Annotated in this window: 13 protein-coding genes and 3 tRNA genes; 1 reads left to right on the forward strand and 15 read right to left on the reverse strand. The window is 60.8% G+C overall.

Features of this window, described 5'->3' with window-relative positions; all coding sequences use genetic code 11:
- Window positions 1–4: 4 nt before the first annotated feature.
- The 9 genes from nuoF to GR212_RS09000 form a co-directional block, all read right to left on the reverse strand.
- Entirely contained in the window at window positions 5–1309 is a 1305-nt protein-coding gene (gene nuoF / locus GR212_RS08960; protein ID WP_163986133.1) for an NADH-quinone oxidoreductase subunit NuoF, read from the reverse strand.
- 10 nt (window positions 1310–1319) lie between these two features.
- Window positions 1320–2441 (reverse strand): NADH-quinone oxidoreductase subunit E, encoded by a 1122-nt coding sequence (locus tag GR212_RS08965; RefSeq protein ID WP_163986134.1) that lies wholly within the window; start codon window positions 2439–2441, stop codon window positions 1320–1322.
- A 15-nt stretch (window positions 2442–2456) separates the two neighbouring features.
- Entirely contained in the window at window positions 2457–2777 is a 321-nt protein-coding gene (locus GR212_RS08970) for a hypothetical protein (protein ID WP_163986135.1), read from the reverse strand.
- Window positions 2777–3967, reverse strand: coding sequence for an NADH-quinone oxidoreductase subunit D (locus GR212_RS08975; protein WP_047627059.1), 1191 nt, complete (start codon window positions 3965–3967; stop codon window positions 2777–2779). The genes GR212_RS08970 and GR212_RS08975 overlap by 1 nt, the downstream gene beginning before the upstream one ends.
- 66 nt (window positions 3968–4033) lie before the next feature.
- Entirely contained in the window at window positions 4034–4636 is a 603-nt protein-coding gene (locus GR212_RS08980) for an NADH-quinone oxidoreductase subunit C (RefSeq protein WP_163986136.1), read from the reverse strand.
- Between the two features lie 18 nt (window positions 4637–4654).
- A complete protein-coding gene (locus GR212_RS08985) occupies window positions 4655–5236 on the reverse strand; it encodes a NuoB/complex I 20 kDa subunit family protein (protein ID WP_015339504.1) in 582 nt (193 codons plus the stop codon).
- Entirely contained in the window at window positions 5227–5592 is a 366-nt protein-coding gene (locus GR212_RS08990; protein WP_113392144.1) for an NADH-quinone oxidoreductase subunit A, read from the reverse strand. The genes GR212_RS08985 and GR212_RS08990 overlap by 10 nt, the downstream gene beginning before the upstream one ends.
- A gap of 259 nt (window positions 5593–5851) precedes the next feature.
- A tRNA-Asp gene (locus tag GR212_RS08995) sits at window positions 5852–5928 on the reverse strand.
- Between the two features lie 50 nt (window positions 5929–5978).
- Window positions 5979–6055 (reverse strand) — tRNA-Asp (locus tag GR212_RS09000).
- Window positions 6056–6445: 390 nt separating this feature from the next.
- Here GR212_RS09000 and GR212_RS09005 point away from each other — a divergent pair.
- Window positions 6446–6521, forward strand: a tRNA-Val gene (locus tag GR212_RS09005).
- 73 nt (window positions 6522–6594) lie between these two features.
- On the opposite strand, the gene GR212_RS09010 is transcribed toward GR212_RS09005, so the two are convergent.
- The 6 genes from GR212_RS09010 to GR212_RS09035 all read right to left on the reverse strand — a co-directional run bounded on the left by GR212_RS09010 (window position 6595) and on the right by GR212_RS09035 (window position 19653).
- Entirely contained in the window at window positions 6595–6888 is a 294-nt protein-coding gene (locus GR212_RS09010) for a hypothetical protein (RefSeq protein ID WP_163986137.1), read from the reverse strand.
- A 15-nt stretch (window positions 6889–6903) separates the two neighbouring features.
- The gene (locus GR212_RS09015) at window positions 6904–8199 is read right to left on the reverse strand and encodes a capsular biosynthesis protein (RefSeq protein ID WP_163986138.1); all 1296 of its coding nucleotides are present in this window, start codon (window positions 8197–8199) and stop codon (window positions 6904–6906) included.
- Entirely contained in the window at window positions 8196–9773 is a 1578-nt protein-coding gene (locus GR212_RS09020; protein WP_246725715.1) for an LTA synthase family protein, read from the reverse strand. The genes GR212_RS09015 and GR212_RS09020 overlap by 4 nt, the downstream gene beginning before the upstream one ends.
- A gap of 173 nt (window positions 9774–9946) precedes the next feature.
- Entirely contained in the window at window positions 9947–10756 is an 810-nt protein-coding gene (locus GR212_RS09025; protein ID WP_163986140.1) for an SDR family oxidoreductase, read from the reverse strand.
- Window positions 10757–10774: 18 nt separating this feature from the next.
- Window positions 10775–12133, reverse strand: a complete 1359-nt coding sequence (locus GR212_RS09030; protein WP_163986330.1) for an aminotransferase class I/II-fold pyridoxal phosphate-dependent enzyme — start codon at window positions 12131–12133, stop codon at window positions 10775–10777.
- Window positions 12134–12195: 62 nt separating this feature from the next.
- Window positions 12196–19653, reverse strand: coding sequence for a type I polyketide synthase (locus tag GR212_RS09035; RefSeq protein WP_163986141.1), 7458 nt, complete (start codon window positions 19651–19653; stop codon window positions 12196–12198).
- Between the last annotated feature and the right edge of the window lie 292 nt (window positions 19654–19945).

Below are 19945 nucleotides of genomic sequence, written 5' to 3' on the forward strand. Positions count from 1 at the left end.
ATCCCTACTCGGCTGCTTCCAGAACCGCGCCGTGGCTGGTCGCGTTGGCGGTGTACTGGTCTATACGCTTTTCGATCTCGGGACGGAAATTGCGGATCAGACCCTGAACCGGCCATGCGGCGGCGTCACCGAGCGCACAGATAGTATGACCTTCGATCTGCTTCGTCACCTGGAACAGCATGTCGATCTCGCGCTTCTGCGCGTTGCCGCGAGCCATACGCTCAAGAACGCGCCACATCCAGCCCGTGCCTTCGCGGCACGGCGTACACTGGCCGCAGCTTTCATGCTTGAAGAAGGCCGAGATGCGGGCAATCGCCTTGATGATGTCGGTCGACTTGTCCATGACGATCGCCGCAGCCGTGCCGAAGGACGACTTGACTTCGCGCAGACCGTCGAAATCCATCGGGCAATCGATGATGTCGGCAGCCGGAACGACCGGGCACGACGCGCCGCCGGGAATGACGGCAAGCAGATTGTCCCAACCGCCGCGAATACCGCCGCCGTGCTTTTCGACCAGCTCGCGGAAGGTGATGCCCATCGTCTCTTCGACCGTGCAAGGACGATTGACGTGGCCGGACAGCATGAACAGCTTGGTGCCGACATTGTTCGGGCGGCCGAACGAGGAGAACCAGCCTGCGCCACGGCGCAGGATCGTCGGCGCAACGGCGATGGATTCGACGTTGTTGACCGTGGTCGGGCAGCCGTAGAGACCCATGTTGGCCGGGAACGGCGGCTTCAGGCGCGGCTGGCCCTTCTTGCCTTCGAGGCTTTCGAGCAGCGCGGTTTCTTCGCCGCAGATGTAAGCGCCGGCGCCATGATGAACGTAAACATCATAATCCCAGCCGAGCTTGTTGTTTTTGCCCAGAAGTCCGGCATCGTAGCATTCGTCGATCGCAGCCTGAAGGGCTTCGCGTTCGCGCATGTATTCGCCTCGGACGTAGATGTACGCGGCGTTTGCACCCATGGCAAAACCGGCGATGACGCAGCCTTCGATCAGCGTATGCGGATCGTGGCGCATGATGTCGCGGTCCTTGCAGGTGCCCGGCTCGGATTCGTCGGCATTGACGACGAGATAGTGCGGACGGCCATCGCTTTCCTTCGGCATGAAGGACCACTTCAGGCCCGTCGGGAAGCCGGCGCCGCCACGACCGCGAAGGCCGGAAGCCTTCATCTCGTTGATGATCCAGTCACGACCCTTTTCGAGGATTTGCTTCGTGCCATCCCAGTGGCCGCGCGACATCGCGCCCTTCAGGGATTTGTCCTTGAGGCCGTAGATATTGGTAAAGATGCGATCCTGATCCTGTAACATGCTTCACCTCTTACCGCGGCTTCTTGCCGAAGACCTTGATATATTCCGCTTCGCCACCCTTAGCGAGTGCCTCTGCCTGCCTGACCCAGTCGTCGCGCTCGATCCGGCCCTTGAAATTCAGATAACCGTCGACCCAGTGGCGTTCGGCCTCATGCCAGCTCGCAATCTGCGCGAAGGTAAAGATGCCGAGCTCGTGCAAGGTGCCCTCGATCTTCGGACCAACGCCTGAAATGAGCTGCAAATCGTCCGGCTGTGCGGGTCTTTCGATACCTGCGGGACGATTCTTGTCGTCAAGCGAAGGCTTCCCGGCAACGGGCTCCGCAGCTGCAGTTCCCGAAAGCGGCTGCGTTTCGGCTGCCTTGGCATTCTTGGCCGCTTCCGCCGGAGCCGTTGCCGGCGTCTTCAGACTCTGATTGGTTTCAGCATCCGTGCTCTTGGCACGGCCGGCCTCGGACGGCGGTATCGAAACAGCCTCGGCAGTGGCCTTGGCCACCTTGCCTGCGGTGCTCTTTGCCTGCGCCTCATCCGACAGGAGGGACGTCAAGCCACCTTCCGGAGCGGAGAAAACGCGGTCGATCTGCGGACCGGTCGGAATTTCATGGCCCTTGCCTGCGGCGAACGCATCGATGATCTCTTCGAGACGTGTCGGGGTCAGATCCTCATAGGTATCCTTGCCGATCACGACCATCGGTGCGTTGACGCAGGCGCCCTGACACTCGACCTCTTCCCAGGAGAGCGTGCCGTCGGCGGTGCGCTCGAAAGCATGGTCGCTGATCCGGCTCTTACAGATCTTGATCAGCCCTTCGGCGCCGCGCAGCATGCAGGGCGTCGTGCCGCAAACCTGAACGTGAGCGCGCGTGCCGACCGGATGCAACTGGAACTGCGTGTAGAAGGTCGCGACTTCGAGCGCGCGGATATAGGCCATATCCAGCATGTCGGCGATCTTTTCGATAGCGGCCTTGGTGACCCAGCCTTCCTGCTCCTGCGCGCGCATCATCAGCGGGATGATCGCGGACTGCTGGCGGCCCTCGGGATATTTATTGATCGTCTTTTCCACCCAGACCGCATTCTCCTTGCTGAAGGCGAAGGCGGCAGGCTGGAATTGATCTTCGGCTAGTCGACGAACGGACATCTTTCACGCCTTATCTCAGTTTAAGGACCCACACCGCGTATTCGTCAGAGACGAGAATTCGCAGGCATAGGCCGACTGGTCTTTCTGCATAAACACAACAAACTTGCCGCCGTTCGGCACAGCGGCCTTGATCTGATAACCGCGGGAAAGAAGGTCGGCCATGGTCGAATCCCCCTCGCCCGACGTCACCTCATTTCCGCCCTTCGCAGAATTCGCGCCGATCGCATTCGAACCCTGCGTGGTGATGTTCGGCAGGGTCTGCGTCTTGCCGGCCTGCTGCGCCGAAGCGCCGCAGGCGACGAGGATCACAGGAATGACGGCCTGCCAGGCTCGCATCAGCGATCCACCTCACCGAACACGATATCGAGCGAACCGAGCACCGCTGCTACGTCGGCGAGCTGATGGCCGCGGCACATGAAGTCCATGGCCTGCAGATGCGCATAGCCCGGCGCACGTATCTTGCAGCGGTAAGGCTTGTTGGAACCGTCGGAGACGAGATAGACGCCGAATTCGCCCTTCGGCGCTTCGACAGCCGCATAAACCTCGCCAGCCGGCACGTGGTAGCCTTCGGTGTAGAGCTTGAAGTGGTGGATCAGCGCTTCCATCGAGCGCTTCATCTCGCCGCGCTTCGGCGGAACGACCTTGCCGTCCAGCGACGAAACCGGCCCCGTCTTGGCGTCACCCAGCAGGCGATTGACGCACTGCTTCATGATGCGGACGGATTCGCGCATTTCGATCATGCGGATGAGGTAACGGTCGTAGCAGTCGCCGTTCTTGCCGATCGGAATGTCGAATTCCAGATCCGAATAGCATTCATAGGGCTGCGCCTTGCGCAGGTCCCATGCGGCGCCGGAGCCGCGGACCATGACGCCGGAGAAGCCCCAGGCCCAACAGTCTTCCAGCGAAACCACGCCGATATCGACGTTGCGCTGCTTGAAGATACGGTTGCCGGTCAGAAGGTCGTCGATGTCATCGAGCGCCTTCAGGAAAGGATCGCACCAGTCGCCGATATCCTGCACGAGCTTCTCGGGAAGGTCCTGGTGAACGCCGCCCGGACGAACGTAAGCGGCGTGCATGCGCGAGCCGGAGGCGCGCTCATAGAACACCATCAGCTTCTCGCGCTCTTCGAAGCCCCAAAGCGGCGGCGTCAGCGCGCCGACGTCCATGGCCTGCGTCGTGACGTTGAGCAGATGCGACAGGATACGGCCGATTTCCGAGTAGAGAACACGGATCAGCTGGCCACGGATCGGGATATCGATGCCGAGCAGCTTCTCGACGGCCAGCGCATAGGCATGCTCCTGGTTCATCGGCGCCACGTAGTCGAGGCGGTCGAAATAAGGAACGGCCTGCAGGTAGGTCTTCGTCTCGATCAGCTTTTCAGTGCCGCGATGCAGCAGGCCGATATGGGGATCGACGCGTTCCACAATTTCGCCGTCCAATTCGAGGACAAGACGCAAAACGCCGTGCGCGGCCGGATGCTGCGGACCGAAATTGATGTTGAAGTTGCGAACGTTATGTTCTGTCATGGCGGCGATGCTCGCGTTGTCAGATATTCAGAGAATGGCAGGCTCAAGCCCGCCACACGCCATAAATTAGGCCTTCGCCTTCTCATCGCCCGGGAGCACGTAGTCGGTGCCCTCCCAGGGCGACAGGAAGTCGAAATTGCGGAATTCCTGCTTCAGCTCCACCGGCTCGTAGACGACGCGCTTGGCGGCGTCGTCATAGCGAACCTCGACGAAACCGGTCGTCGGGAAATCCTTGCGCAGCGGATGGCCTTCGAAACCGTAGTCGGTGAGGATACGGCGCAGATCCGGGTGTCCGGTGAAGAGAACGCCGTACATGTCCCAGGTTTCACGCTCGAACCAATCGGCGCCGGGATAGATGCCGCAAACGGACGGAACGGCCTGATCTTCGCCGACGGGAACCTTGACGCGAATGCGAATGTTCTTTTTCGGCGACAGGAGATGGTAGACGACGTCGAAACGCTCGGCGCGCTGCGGCCAGTCGACACCGCAAATGTCCGTTATGTTGACGAAACCGCACTTGGCGTCGTCACGCAGGAAGGTCAGCAGGGCGATAACGTTTTCGGCCGTCGTCGTCACGTTCAGCTCGCCGTACTTGATCTCGCTCGAGGAGATCAGGGCGCTGCGAACTTCCGTGAGATAAGCGGCGAGCTCGTTCAGGGCTTCACTCATGATACCTTGTCCCCTGCCTTACCGTTCGATCGTGCCGGTGCGCCGGATCTTCTTCTGCAGCAGAAGCACGCCGTAAAGCAGCGCCTCTGCCGTGGGAGGACAGCCCGGTATATAAATGTCGATGGGAACGACACGGTCGCATCCGCGCACGACGGAATAGGAATAGTGATAGTAGCCGCCACCGTTCGCGCAGGAACCCATGGAGATGACGTAGCGCGGCTCGGGCATCTGGTCGTAGACCTTGCGCAGGGCGGGCGCCATCTTGTTGGTCAGCGTGCCGGCGACGATCATGACGTCGGACTGGCGCGGCGAAGCGCGCGGCGCAAAGCCGAAGCGCTCGACGTCGTAACGCGGCATGGAAACCTGCATCATCTCGACGGCGCAGCAGGCGAGACCGAAGGTCATCCACATCAGGGAGCCGGTGCGGGCCCAGTTGATCAGCTCATCGGTGGAGGTGACCAGAAAGCCCTTGTCGGCGAGTTCGTTGTTGATCTCGCCGAAGAACGGATCGTTGCTGCCGACGGGTCTGCCGGTCGCGGGATCGATGATCCCCTTCGGCTGCGGCGCCACGAGCGTCGTGTTGCTTGGGGCTACTCCCATTCCAGGGCTCCCTTCTTCCATTCATAGATAAAGCCGATGGTCAGCACCGCGAGGAATACCATCATCGACCAGAACCCGAACCAGCCGATCGCACCGAACGACACGGCCCACGGGAAAAGGAAGGCGACTTCCAGGTCGAAGATGATGAAGAGAATCGATACCAGGTAGAAACGGATATCGAACTTCATGCGGGCGTCATCGAATGCGTTGAAGCCGCATTCATAAGCCGAGAGCTTTTCCGAGTCAGGCGCCTTGAAGGCGACGGCGAACGGCGTGATCAACAGCGCCAGGCCAATCACCAAGGAAATACCTATGAAAATCGCTATCGGAATATAGGAACTGAGCAGTCCAGTCATCATGTCCATCCCTGCTTGCGGTGAGCGCCGGGGCGGGCGCTTTTGAGCAATTGCCCAGCAAGCGAAAGAGCGTTGCAACAAAGCCGTGGTTAGCGCAGCCGGAGCGCGCGCGCAAGCCTTTTGAATCGGTCCGTTAGCGTACTATCGAGCGGGATTTATCAATGTGTTGCGACGGTATCGCGACAAATGGGCGCAAACGCGAAAAGGCTTCTTCGCAATCGCAACAAATTGATGTTTGATTGTAATGGCTTGGAAAGAATGGCGCGAGTGACGGGGCTCGAACCCGCGACCTCCGGCGTGACAGGCCGGCACTCTAACCGACTGAGCTACACCCGCGCATTGTTTGGCCTTTCAGCCGAGTGCCCAGACCGGAATTGACCTTGAAATGGCGCGAGTGACGGGGCTCGAACCCGCGACCTCCGGCGTGACAGGCCGGCACTCTAACCGACTGAGCTACACCCGCATTTCATTTCAAGCATTCCGGATGCTTTCGCACCCATCAAAGCGGCCCTCGCCGTTCGATGAGCGGCTAACTACGGGGTTCGCGTTTGGGTGTCAAGCAGGTTTGAATACAAATCGATGACAGAGTGCGAATTGTTTTGGACAAGCTCGCCCGCAAATTTCCGTCCCCGCGATTTAGCATGGCAGGTTCCCGCCTCACGCATTTCATCGGGGCCGGATATGCACAGGGTCGAGCGAACCGGCGCCGGATCGGTCCATGTGGATGAGTGCGGTTGGGATGTGTAAAAATCAAAAAAATCAAAAATTCTTCACAAACACTCTTGCGGTTTTTCCTCGTTCCGCATAGATCACGGCCACCGAACGCGGCGGGCCAATGACCCGCTTCGCTGAAGGGCGATTAGCTCAGTTGGTAGAGCGCCTCGTTTACACCGAGGATGTCGGGAGTTCGAGTCTCTCATCGCCCACCACTCTTCAAGAACTCAATTGTCAGCTTGATGGATATGAGCGGCTTAACGCGCTCACGGTATGCGGCCGCGCCGTTCAGTAATTACCGAAAATAACGACAGTCAGAAGCACGCCGGAAACAAGCACGAGAGCCGCTATGATCATGAGCAGCTCCTTCAACATGAATCGTTCCATACTGCTGTCATCCATGATGTTTGCTCCCTGCAAACGGCTATCCGCTTTTTGTTCCCGGCGTCGAATCACAGCGCCAAGATGAACTCCAGTCCGCATATAAGTAGCCATGTTGTCAATTTCAGGGGCAACAGCATCGCGGCCGCCTGACCGCGGCGGCCAGTTGGCAGCCATCCATAGACGCACCTCGGCGGCCATTCCCCTTCTTTTCGCTCAAGGGACATGAACCTTCACCGGTCGCTGCCTCGGCGGTGACTGGATGTAGCCGCCTGGCAAGTTGACCGTGCGCGACAGCAACCTTTCCGCAATCTGCGCGGCGGCGGCGCGGGCGCCCTCCCCGGAACAGAAATTGCCGCGCACCTGCACGGCCGCCGCAAGCAAGCGGAAGAATGCATCGCGAAGTTTCGGCGACGGCGGCATCGGGTCCCGCCAGAATCGATCCAAATCCTTTCGATCGCTCAAGCCCTCGATATCGTAGATCGCCGCTCCAAGCGCCTTGGCCGGCTTGCCTGCCTGCAGGGCCGAGAGGGCGGCGGTCGAATTGACCGTCACCATGCCCAGGCTGGCGGCGATTAATCGGTCGAGGTTGCCGCCGTCTATGACATGGACGCGGGCAGACAATCCGCACGAGGCGCCGATATGATCGACATAGGCCCGCCAGTCCACGAGACCGTTGTCGAGCGGATGTATCTTGAGAACGATATGCGCCTCCGGACCGGCATTTTCCGCAAAGGAGCGGAGAATCAGTCTGATGGCATCCTGCTGCAGATGGAAGGGCGAGTGAGCCCGAAGCTGAAAATCGGTCTGAAGCTGCAGCGGATAGATGAAGAATCGTTTGCCGCTGGCAATCAGATCCTCGATTACGCCTTCCGCCTGACGCGTCCTTCTGCCGCTCGACGGAAGCTTCCTCAGCCAGCCGGCATATTCCAGCAGCGGATGGTAGAGCCCATGCCGCCTATAGCCCGGATACAGAAACCACAGAAAAGTAGTCGGAAGATAGTAGGCGAGATCATAGAGCGCTTCCGAGAGGAAAGTCTGGCTGAAGCGGCGCGTCCAGTCCGGCTCCGGCAGATCGGACGCTGATTCGAGGATATAGTCGGGATCGGCGGGAAAATGGGAGTTGGAAGACAGGCCGTCTCGCTCAAGCGTTACCCAGTCCGGCCGCAAATATCCCATCTCCACGACGTTGACGCGGACGCCGGCGCGATGTGCCTCCTCGATGGCGACACGGTGATAGGGGCGCTCCTCGCCGTGCAGAATCATGTCGCTGACGCCTTCGGCCTCGATTCGCCGCCTGACATAGGCGCGCCAGTCGTCAAAGCCGCCGCGATAGTTGAAGGCATTGTGCCGGCGCCACGAAATCCGGTCCCCGGCGTTCAGGTTGATGCGGATGCAGCGGCCGCCGGCCCTTTCCAGTATCCCGGCAATCTCGGCGAACAGCGGTGAGGACGGCCCCTGCAAGAACAGGAATACACGCGGGGAAACGGCTCCTTCCCCGACAGCCCTCACTCCGAGACCTCGGTGCTAAGGCCGGCATAGCGCAGCAATGTACCGATCAGGTTCCAGGGAGCCTCTTCCTGCGACGGTTGCGGCTTCTGCGAATGGGCCCGCGCGCGGCCCAGGGGAACGATGATATAATCGGTCCGCGGATCCGGGAACGGATCGGCGAAGGCCTTCAGCAAGGGCGCGTGATCGCCGTAGAAAAGCAGCCATACCGGGCGATCCAGCTTATCGAGGTGATGGGCCAGATTGCCGAGCGCATGATCGGCGCGCATCAGGAGTTCGCCGTATATATCCACCGGATTGACCAGGTCGCCGCAGCGGCCAGGCTCCCAGGGGCCGTGATTCGCCATGGACGCCACGAAGACGAAATTCTTGCTCGTGCCGTCGTCATCGATCGTTCGAATCACGCTCTTCGTCAGCGACAGGTCGCTGACATAGGGGCCATCGCGCTCGGAATTGTGATCGAACTCATCCAGCATCATCATCCGGTCGAAGCCAAGCTGCGGCATGGCCTTGTGACGCAGGAAGAAGGTCTTGTCATAGGGATGGATGAACTGCGTCTTCCAGCCGGCCTTCTTGAGCCGCGCCGGCCAGACGACGTCCTTGTAGTGGCTGGCTCGCAGATAGGGATAGCTGGCATCGATGTGCACATTCTCGGGCAGCAAGCCGCTCAGCACCGCAAATTCGGTGCGCAGCGTATAACCACCCTCGAAGACGCTGGTCATGCGGCCCCACTGCGCGGCCTGCTCACGCAGTCGATCCAGATTCGGCAGCTTGATCTTCTCGACACCGAAATGCCGGAGATCGATAAAGGATTCGGATTGCCAGATGACGATGAGCGGCTCGTCTTCACCGTGCTCCCAGAGTTCCTGAAGCGCCGAGATCAAGCGCCCCGATAGCTCCGAGACGATCGCCTCGCGCCGGACCCCGACCCAAATGACGAAATGAAACACGACGGAAGCGAAGGTGCCGAATCGCACGGTATCTATCTTGACGTCGACCCTGCCCAAAAACCTCTGCGTGAAACGGCAGACCGGTTCGCTGACGATCCGGCTGAACAATGCAAGCCAGGGTGCAAAGGCGAAAACCAGCACCAAGAGTACCCAAAGCACGCCGTTCGACGCCGGAAGCACCGATGGCTCCAGGTACATGTAGAGGCCGCTGATGCCGAACACATAGGCGAAGGCGATGACCCAGAAAACAATGTTCAGCGATGTCGCGTAGAAGATCTCCTTGTATTTGAAGACATCGACCACAAGCGCAATGTCCGAAAATACCAGGGGCTCCCGAATGAATTCGAATTTCGCTCTCGAAATCCCCGTGAAAATGACGAAGAAGCTGATGACCGCCTGCGTGCTGTAGAGCGGGCGCCAGGAAATCGCGAAGAAGGCGATATAAATCAGCGCGATGACCGGAATTCTTACAGCCCAGTCGCAAACCAGGCGCAGCCAGCGCCGCTGCGTGCGATTCTGCGCGTTGACAGCCAGCGGCATCGCAAAAGGATCGGTCAGAAATACGATGACGCAGGAAAACGCGAAGCAGGCAAGCGTCAAAAGAACTGGAAAATCATGCAGCTTCAAGATTGCGCCATCCAAATGCCCACTGCCTGCCGCAGCGCTTTCCAAATCCGCGAGGAACTGGCCACCAATTCCCTAACACCTTCTTGTCCCAGCGCCGTCGATAGCGCAACAACGACAATTGCTTCGTATTACTTACCATCATCAAAGCCGCGGGCCGACCCATCGGCAAGACTTTAACTTGCTTCTTTACCAGTTATTTTTCGCGTTTTCCGAGAAAACCACCATATAAGAAATGGCTTTATCAGCGGACCGAAATAGGCGAGCGCCATCAGCGAGAATCCGAAATGGATTCTCGGCGTGCCGCGGTCGAGCCCACGCACGATTCTTGCTGCCACCGCCTCGGCGCTCCAGGGCCTGACGGACCCCATCAATATCTCCGCCTCGGGAGGTCTCCGAGAGATTTCCCGCCGATATTGCGGCGTCAGCGTATCGGGCGGGAAGCAGATGGAAACATCTACGCCACAGGCATCCGCCTCGGCGCTCAGGGCTTCGGCAAAGCCGGTGAGCGCCGACTTTGATGCACAGTAGGCGGTGTAGCCGAAGATGCCGATCAAGGCCGCGCCCGAGGAAACCATCAGGATTCGGCCGCGACGCCGGCTCTTCATGCCGTGGTAGACGGCGCGCACGGCATTTGCCGTTCCGAGAAAATTGGTGATGACCTGCTCGTCGAAAACCGACGCCGGCATCGCATCGAAGGCCAACGGTTCGACGATCCCTGCGGAAGTGACAAGGATATCGCAGGGACCGAGGGATGCCTCGCAAAGCTCCACGGCTTCCGCCGTCGCTTCGGCCGAGGCGACATCGACGGAAACCGTCCGAATAAGGGATCCGTCGACACCTTGAAGTGCTGCGATCTCGGCTTTCGCCTCGTCAAGCCGCCCGGAATGGCGGGCAAGAAGCGAAACCCGGTCGCCTCTGGCCGCATAGAGCTTCGCTATCGCCAGACCAATTCCGCTTGAACCTCCCGTGACGATAACGTGCATGAGACGATCGTCCTGATTTCAAGGGCCGCCGGGAACGACACCCGCGGGCAACAATTGCATTATCTTGTCCACGTCAAGCGATGCGAGACCGAAGTTCCGATCCAGCAGGCTCCTGAGCTTTTCCGCCGTGACCGCGACGGCCCGCCGGATTTGCTCTTCGGTGTGATTGCAGGTGATGAAGAAGCGCAGGCGCGCCATGCCTTCCGGCACGGCCGGATGGATAATGGGCAGTACGTTGATGCCTTCGGCCAGCAGATCGTTCGACAGCTGCGCCGCCCGAAGCGAATCGCCGACGATGACGGGCACGACCGAATGGCCCATGCTGATGCCGGTATCGAGGCCCGCGGCCTTGGCCTGCTCGAGGAACAGCTGGCCGTTGCGCCTGAGACGCTCGGTTCGCTCCGGCTCGGATCGAAGGATATCGAGGCCGGCAATGGCGGCAGCGGCCAGAACGGGCGAGAGCCCGACGCTATAGACGAAGCCGCCGGCTTCCGCTTTCAGAATGTCGGCGAGCGCGCTGCTGCCTGCGATATAGCCGCCGCAGCTTGAGGTCGTCTTCGACAGCGTGCCCATCCAGATATCGATGTCTCGCGGATCGAGACCGAAATGCTCGAAACTGCCGCGGCCCGTCTTGCCGAGAATGCCGAGCGCATGTGCCTCGTCGACCATAAGCCAGAAGCCATAGCGCGATTTCAGCTCCAGCAGAGCCGGCAGGTCGGCGATATCGCCATCCATCGAATAGATGCCTTCGACGATCACAAGGATGCGCCGGAACTCAGACGACAGAGACTTCAGGATGTTCTCGAGATTCTCGACGTCGTTATGCTGGAAAAGGCGCCGCGCCGCGCCGGAAAGCTTGATGCCCGCGAGCGCGCTGTTGTGAATGAATTCGTCGTGAATCACCAGATCCTGCGGGCCCATGAGGCAACTGATCGCCGCGACATTGGTCAGGTAGCCGCTGACGAAACAGACGGCGGCATCCACGCCGTAGACTGCCGCAAGCTTGCGTTCCAACTCGACATGGCCTGGCCTCTCCCCCGCCACCAGACGACTGGCGGAAGCCGAGATTCCGAAGCGGTCGATCGCCTGCCTGGCGCTTTCGGCGACATGCGGGTCCGTATTGGTGCCCAGATAATCGTAAGAGGCAAAATTGATGAACTCGCGTCCGCCGATGCGCGTCGTGGCGCCGGCAGCGACATCGTGCGAGCGATAGAAGGGATTGGCAACCCCGAGCAGTTCCCCTGCGATCCGCTGCGTTGCAACGCGTTTGTATTCCGGCAGATCTTCGAAACGGACCGCCTGGCGCTGCTGCTGCGGCGCCGGCCTGTTCAGACGTTCGGCCCGGTTACGCCCGGAGGATTCGCCGACGTGGCGCATCTGTTCGAGCAGCTTGTTTTTCTTCTGCTCCGCCGGGCCGCCGCCATTGGCATCATGCGTAGTCACTGAACCGCCCTTCTTTCCTGTTCCGCGGCGTGGCTGCGCGCCAGACGCTCGACCAGCTGGTCGTCGCCTGCGGTGTCCTTCGCATCGCCGCCGCGATTCATCACCCGATCGCGCAAACGGCTGACGACATCGCCCACGGTCGTACCGTCGCCTACGCCGCTCAAGGGAATATCAAAGCCGGTCTTCTGCTGGAAGCTCATTCCGAGCTCCATGGCCATCAGGCTATCGAGGCCGATATCCTTCAATACCTTGTCGGGCGTCACGGTATCCTCCGTTACGCGCAGAATGGCGGCGATCTCGGCGGCGACGAGCGCATGCAAGGCGGCCTGGGCTTCCTCTTCCGATTTGCCTTTGATCAGCTCCTGGAGGTCGATGCTGTCCCCTTCGTTCAAGGCCTGATGGCTGCCGGCGTGCCGCATCAGCGGCTCGAACAGCGACTTGCCGGCGATCGGCAGCAGGCGAACGGCGTTCCAATCGATCTCCGCGATCATGACCGCTGCCGCATCGACGGCACCTTTATCCGCCAGCATGTAGCGCTCGACCTGCTCCAGCGCATCGCGCGCCTTCAGGGCGGCCTTGCCGATGCGCTTGGACAGGAGATCATTGACCTCGCTGTTGCGGGCCAGGAAGCCCTTATCGGCGATGGCGCCGAAGCCCACCGCGAGCGCAGGCTTGCCGGCAGCTCGACGCGCCCGCGCCAGGCCTTCCAGATAGCCGTTCGCGATCACGTAGTTGGCCTGACCCGGATTGCCGAGCATGGTCGTCGCCGAAGAGAAGAGCAGGAAGAGCTCGAGTTTGTCGTCTCGCGTCAGGCGATCCAGGTTTTCCGCGCCACGGATCTTGACCTCGAGAACGGGACGGTTGCGCTCCGGCGTCAGATTGGCAAGCAGCGCGTCGTCCAGAACCATGGCGGCGTGAACGACACCCTTGAGCACGCCTTCGACGCGAAGCGAGACAAGCAGCGTCTCGACTGCGGCCGCATCGGTGATGTCGCAGGCATGCAGCGTCGTTACCACGCCCCGCTTTGCCCAATCGCCGATCGCCTTCTTCGTTTCCGCGTCGGCGATGCCTCGACGCGAGCACAGCGCTATGCGGCGCGCGCCCCTGGAAACGAGCCAATCGGCAGCGGAAAGTCCGAAGCCGCCGATACCGCCCGCCACAAGGAAAACGCCCTTGGCATCGAAGCGCAAGGATTTCGCCGGAGCCCGCAAGACACTATCGACGCCGGCAACAGGTGGCCGCACCACGATCTTGCCGATATGACCGGCGTTCTGCATCAATCGGAATGCATTGCCGATCTCGTCGTAGGCGAAGGCGCGATACGGCAGCGGCGTCAACTTTTCCTCTGCGAAGAGCTGGCCGATTTCCGTGAAAATGCGCCGCGTAAGGTCGGGTACGTTGACCAGAAGCTGATCGGCATCGATGCCGAAATAGCTGACATTGCGCCGGAACGGGCGAAGCCCGATCTTGCGGTCGGCATAGTAGTCGCGCTTGCCCAACTCCAGGAAGCGACCGAAGGGTTTGACCAGTTCGATGCTGCGTTCCATCGCTTCGGCAAAGAGCGAATTGAGAACGAGATCCACTCCCTCTCCATCCGTGAGACGCTGCACGCCGGAGACGAAATCCAGAGAGCGCGAATCGAGCACATGATCGGCGCCCAGCATCTCAAGGAAGCTGCGCTTCTCGACCGTGCCGGCCGTGGCGATCACCCTGGCGCCCCTGAGCTTGGCTATCTGGAGCGCAGCAAGACCGACGCCGCCGGCAGCTCCATGGATGAGAATGGTTTCGCCCGGCTGAATGCGTCCGAGTTCGACCATCGCATAATAGGCGGTCAGGAAGGCAACCGGCACAGTCGCAGCGGCGACGGTTTCCATCTGCTCCGGCAGCTTGGTCACGCCATCGCGACGAACCTGCACATGGGTCGAGAATGCAGCGGGCCCGATACCCATGACCTTGTCGCCAGGCCTCGGGTCATCGACCTTATCGCCTACGGCAAGAATTCGCCCGGCGAATTCCATTCCGATCGTGGCGCCGGCAAAACCATCCTCCAGGGCCTCTTCGGGCAAAAGGCCCATCGCCCACATGACGTCCCGGAAATTGAGACCGGTGGCTTCTACGGAGACGACAACCTCTCCTTCGTCCGGCACGGGAAGGCGCGTCTCCTCCCAGCCCAGGCTATCCAGGCGGCCGCCCACATGCTGGCGGATCGTTGCCGCAGCAAAATCGCGGCGGCTTGCTTCGACGGCATCGAAGGGACCGGCGGCGGCCCTGATCTCGCGGACCTTTTCGGTCGCGCGGTCCAGGAACCACTCCCGGTTATCTGTCTGCGCCGTCATCAGGGTGTCGACGATGGAAAGCGTTCGCTTGCCATCCGCATCGGCATCCAGCAGGTGAACGTCAAAGGCGTCATACTCGTTCTGAAGGACACGTCCGAAGGCCCAGAGGCCTGCATTGGCGTCATTGACGGAGCCAGCAGCCAGCGGAGAACCGCCCGGGGCGACAATGACCAGCCGGGGCCTTGCTCCATCACCGTTCTGCGACAACAGATTGGCCAGTTCGGTGAAGATCGAGAGACGCGACAGCGAGCGTTCCGTCGCATCGCCACGTTGCGCGTCCGCAATGTATACGATCCGCCGGGTATCGGGATCGATCGTATCGAGGGCGTCGGCAAGATCCGTAGACAGCGCGCCGAGATCGATGACCGTCACTCGCTTGCCCGGCTTACCGAGGCCTTTCCTGCCCCGCTCCGACACGATCAGAAGCGGCTCTGCAGCCTCCACCGTGATGCCGGTATCCGGTTGCCGCCCCGCCACGGCCGACACCGCGATCAGCGAACCTTCCGGGAAGGTCAATTCTTGAATCCGGGGCTTGGCAAAACCCAACGTGCCGAGGATGTCCTCGATCTGTTTCGGCGTGCCGAGCCGCCCGACCGGGAATTCCGGCGATTGGCTGCCGGCAAACCAGCCTTCGGTAAGGCCGAAGACGAAATCATTGAAGGCGCTCGGTGCACGATCCGCCAGGAGCAGCTGGCCGCCGCCGGCGGCGACCGATCGGACAATCCGCTTGATGTCATCGCTATGCCGCATCAGATGCTGGCTCTGTTCGCCAGAGGCAACGGCGATATCGGCGACAGTGCGATCCGCCAGTTTGGCCGGGTCCGCCACGATGACATGCGCATCGCGCTCGAAAGCGATCTCCAATGCCCGGCGCGTCTGTTCGCGCGGTTCGGCAATGATGAGGCATGCATCCGCGGCAGCGGCAACCGCCGCCAACTTTCGGCTGAAAGCGGCCGATACGGAACCAATCTCGAGAATTCGCCCAATCGCTCCGGCATTGGCTTCGAGGGACGAGGCCAATGCCTCCACCAGCATCGAAAGCCGCCTCCTGCTCAAGGGAGAATGAACAAGCACATGCTCCAGCGTCGCCGCGCTCGGCGAACCCGCTCCCCGGGTCGAAGGCTCATCCTCCAGGACGTGCGGGCGGATCATCGCCAGATGCTCGAGCGTCTCGCGATAGGCATTGCCGACGAGAACGCTCTCCGCCACGCGCCCGGCGTCCTCGCGATAGATTTCCTGCAGCAATTCAGCCACCGGCGGCAGGGTCGGTTCCGGGGGAATTTCCCACTTGCCATCCCTTGCAGTCGCTATGCCGGCGTCCTCGATAATATACAGGCAATTGACGAGGAAAGACCTGAACTCGGAATCGCCGGGAAGGTTCGAAAATGCGACGGTGCCGCTACGACCGGCAACCTTCAACGCTATATCGTGGCAGGCGCGATAGATCGCGGCATCGAGAAGAAGGCTCGCATTGTTCGCCTCATGGCTCTCCTCGGGGCGGGACTGCGGTGCAATTTGCAGTGCAGCCGCATCCGATTTTCCAAGGGTCGTGAAAATGGCCGAAGGCGTGCTCTCGTAGTGGAAGGCGACGGAATCGAGAGTCGCCCGACGTCGTAGCTGGGTGCGGCGGAAGCGGCAATCATCGAGAACGGCAACGGGCTTGCCGCTTGCGTCAAACAAGCTGAAACGCGCTTTGACCGAATTTGCGCTGAACCTGCCGATCTCGATCCGCGCCTTGACAATCGACCTGCCCTTTCCGAACGCCTTCACGGTGCCGAAGTGAACGGGAATATAGGGCGCCCCGGTGTCGTCACCCGAGAACTGATCGAACAAGGCGACGAGACCGTGAAACGCGGCATCGACCGACATAGGGTTGAGATTATAGGTTCCGAAGGGATGCGAAGACGGAGCCGCCGGCTTCAGATCCACCTCAATCACCTCATGACCGAAGGCCACGGCCTTGGAGAGAAGCTGGAAATACGGGCCGTAGTGCAACCCGAAACGCTCCGCCGTTTCGTAGGTCGCTTCAGCGGTCAAAACGGATTTGCGATCCTTGCCCGATCGACGGGCCGGCTCGCCGAACCCTTCGCCGCCAAGCGGCCTGCGGCAGCGCCCGACGGCATGAACCGTCCATTCATCATGGCTGAGGCGCTCGCGCGACCGGATCTCTATATCTCCGGTCTCGGCCGACAGGACGGTCGACAGCTCGACGATGCGATCCTGGAGCAATTCGAGCGGCCGGATGATTTCGAGGTTGCCGATTTCAACCTCGTCCGTTTGGTAATGCTGCTGTGCGGCGGTAACCGCGATTTCGACGAAACCGCTGCCGGGCATGATTGCCTTGCCGTCGACCACATGTTCGGCGATGTCCGGGAAGAGACGGGCATCTAGGTGGTTTTTCCAGTTCGTGCCGTTCAGGTCGGTCCGCCAGCCGAGCAGCGTATAGTGACTCTCTCGGTCACGACCGAAAATATCGATCTCGTCGGTCGTCCTTTGCGTGCGAAGCTCCACCGGCTCGAACGGCAGAGGCGGCAGCGTGACGAAAGCGTTGCGCGTCGCGCTTCCACGCGCACGCAACGCAGGCGCGCCATTGGCGACCGCCCGGGCGAACGATTGCGAAACCGGATCATGACCGGCAACGGCGGCCTCCCGCAGCAGGGTCGGTATGGCGATGACCTGAACCGATGCGTGCTTTGCAATCTCCGCCACGTAGTTGGACAGGATCGGGCGCGGCGAAATTTCGATGAACAGATTGCACCCCATGGCGATGGCCGCCTGGCAGCCAGCCTTGAAGAGCACGGGATCGCGCACATTGCGCCACCAGTATTGCGTGTCCAGCAGGCGCCCGTCCCGCAATTCGCCGGTCACCGTCGAAATGAAGGTCCCTGCCCCGCCATCCGGCGCCAAATCGGGCAGGTCCGCGAAAAAGGCGTCCCTGGCGCGATCGATGATGGGATGGTGGAACGGATAGTTGATGTCGAGGACATGGGCGACGATCTGGAATTTGCGCGCCGTGTCCCGATACGCCTCTATCTCGCCGGCCGGGCCGGAAATCGTCACCGAATTCGGCGCATTGATTGCTGCGATATGGATGTTGTCGAGGCCATGCGATTTCGCGAAGGCCAGCGCGGCGTCCTCGCCGAGGACCACCGCGGCCATCTTGCCTTCGCCGGCCAGAAGATCCTGATGCAGCGAACGCTTGGCGACGATCGCGACGGCGTCGGCGGCCGTCAGCGCCTTGGCGGCATAGGCCGCGGCGATTTCGCCGACCGAATGGCCGAAGACGGCATCCGGCTTGACACCCATGGACCAAAAGCAGTCCGAAAGGGACGCCTGAATCGCAAACAGCAGCGGTTGCGCGATCTTGGTGTCGGCCAGCCGCGCGGCAAGGTCCGGCGCGACGAGAATATCGGTCAGCTTCTCGTCGAGATAATATTCGAAGAGCGCGCTGAAGGACTGAAAGCATTGCCGGAAATGACGGTTTTCCTGATAGGCGCTGACGCCCATGCCCGCCCACTGAGAACCGTTGCCGGAAAAAACGAAAGCGATCTTGGCTGCCTGTGCCGGCGCCTCGCCCACCTCGCCGACCGAATGCTTGCCGGCCAGATGTGCGTCTATCGCGGCCAGAATGGCGGCATTGTCCCTGGCGCGCGCGGCGAAGCGATGGCGCATCGGTTCGCGATTGGCCGCGGCCGAAGCAACGATCTGGCGAGCCTCCTTGGGCTCCGCACTTTGGAGACGCGCCTTGTATCCCTCAAGCAGCGCCGAAAGAGCGGACGCCGTATGGGCGCTTGCGGCGAAAACCACTCCCTCGCCTCGGATCTGCGGTTCGGGCGGGGCTACCGGATCGGGGTCGCTGATTACAACGTGAGCGTTCGTGCCGCCGAAGCCGAAGGAGTTGACACCGGCAAAGCGCGGCTGCTTCGCAGGAAGAAGTTCGATCGCCGACGTGTTGACCCGGACGTTCAAACCCTCAAAATCGATCGACTCGTTCGGGTGGTCGAAATGCAGTGAGGCCGGGAGGAAATTGTTCTCCAGCGCTATGACCGCCTTCAACAGTCCGAAAAGGCCGGAGGCGGGTTCGGTATGGCCGATATTGGTCTTGATCGACCCGATCGGCACCGGCGCCCGCCGATTGCGTCCGATGATTTCGCCGATCGCCCAGATTTCGGCGGGATCGCCGACCTTCGTCCCCGTTCCATGGCCCTCGATGAAGGCGATGCGATTGACGTCGATGCCCCGCCCTTCATATATCGACTGCAGCAGTGCTGCCTGCGCTTCGCGGGAGGGCATGGAAATGCCGTTGGTGCGCCCCGAGGAATTGACCCCGACGGCATGGATCCTGCCGTGGCTGCGGTCCTTCTCACGCAAGGCGACATCCGTCCGGCGCAGCACGATCGCTGCGCCACCTTCCGCGCGGACATATCCGCGACCATTGTCGTCATAGGCGCGGCAAAGCCCCTCCGGCGACAACATGCGCGCCTGCGCGAAACCCACGAAGGACATGGGATTGAGCAGGATATTGATGCCGCCGACGATTGCCGTGTCGATCTCGCCACCTTCCAAAGCCCTGACGGCCTGGTCGAGTGCGACCAACGACGACGAACAGGCCGTATCGATCGTCATGCTCGGGCCGCGCAGCCCGAATATGTGCGAGATGCGGTTGGAAACGATGGAAAGCGTATTGCCCGTCATGAAATACGGGCCGCCCGATGCCGGATCTTCGAGCGTCAGGTTGCCGTGCTCAAGCGAGGATGCGCCGACATAGACGCCGACCCGCTGCCCCTCGAAGCCGTCGATCGGCAGATTTGCGTCCTCTAGCGCTCGCCAGACGACATTCAGAAGGATGCGCTGCTGCGGATCCATCTGCATCGCCTCGCGCTGGGAGAGACCGAAAACCGCGGGATCAAAGGCGTAGACATCATCGAGAACGCCGGCCGCATAGGTGTAGGTCTTGCCCGGAATACCCACAGCCGGATGCCAAAAGCGCGCAAGATCCCAACGCTCTTCAGGAATCCGGCTTATCGTGCAGCGCCCTTCCTTGAGAACAAGTTGCAATTCTTCAATCGAACTCGCCCCGGGGGCGACGCTTGCGCGTCCGATAATTTCAACCGTCATGATCTCTCAGCAATAGTTCACAAAGTGCACCAAATTGGCCAATTTCAATATTAACGGCTTGCACCATAAATATCAGTGGTTGTTACCGACAAAAAATCTGCGTGTGCGGCCAATATGCGGCAGCGCAATAGCCGATGCAATATGCGATCTCTCGCACCCTCGTTTCCCGTCGAAAATCACAGCATCTGCTCGCATCATCGGCGTCGTCTCTGCAAATCGCTCCGCGATGAATTTCCCTCGCTTTCAGCGCATGATCCGTCACGATCAGAAACGGTCGTCGCGAACCGACGGA

It is taken from the genome of Martinezella lusitana (assembly GCF_010668395.1).
GTDB lineage: Bacteria > Pseudomonadota > Alphaproteobacteria > Rhizobiales > Rhizobiaceae > Rhizobium > Rhizobium lusitanum_A.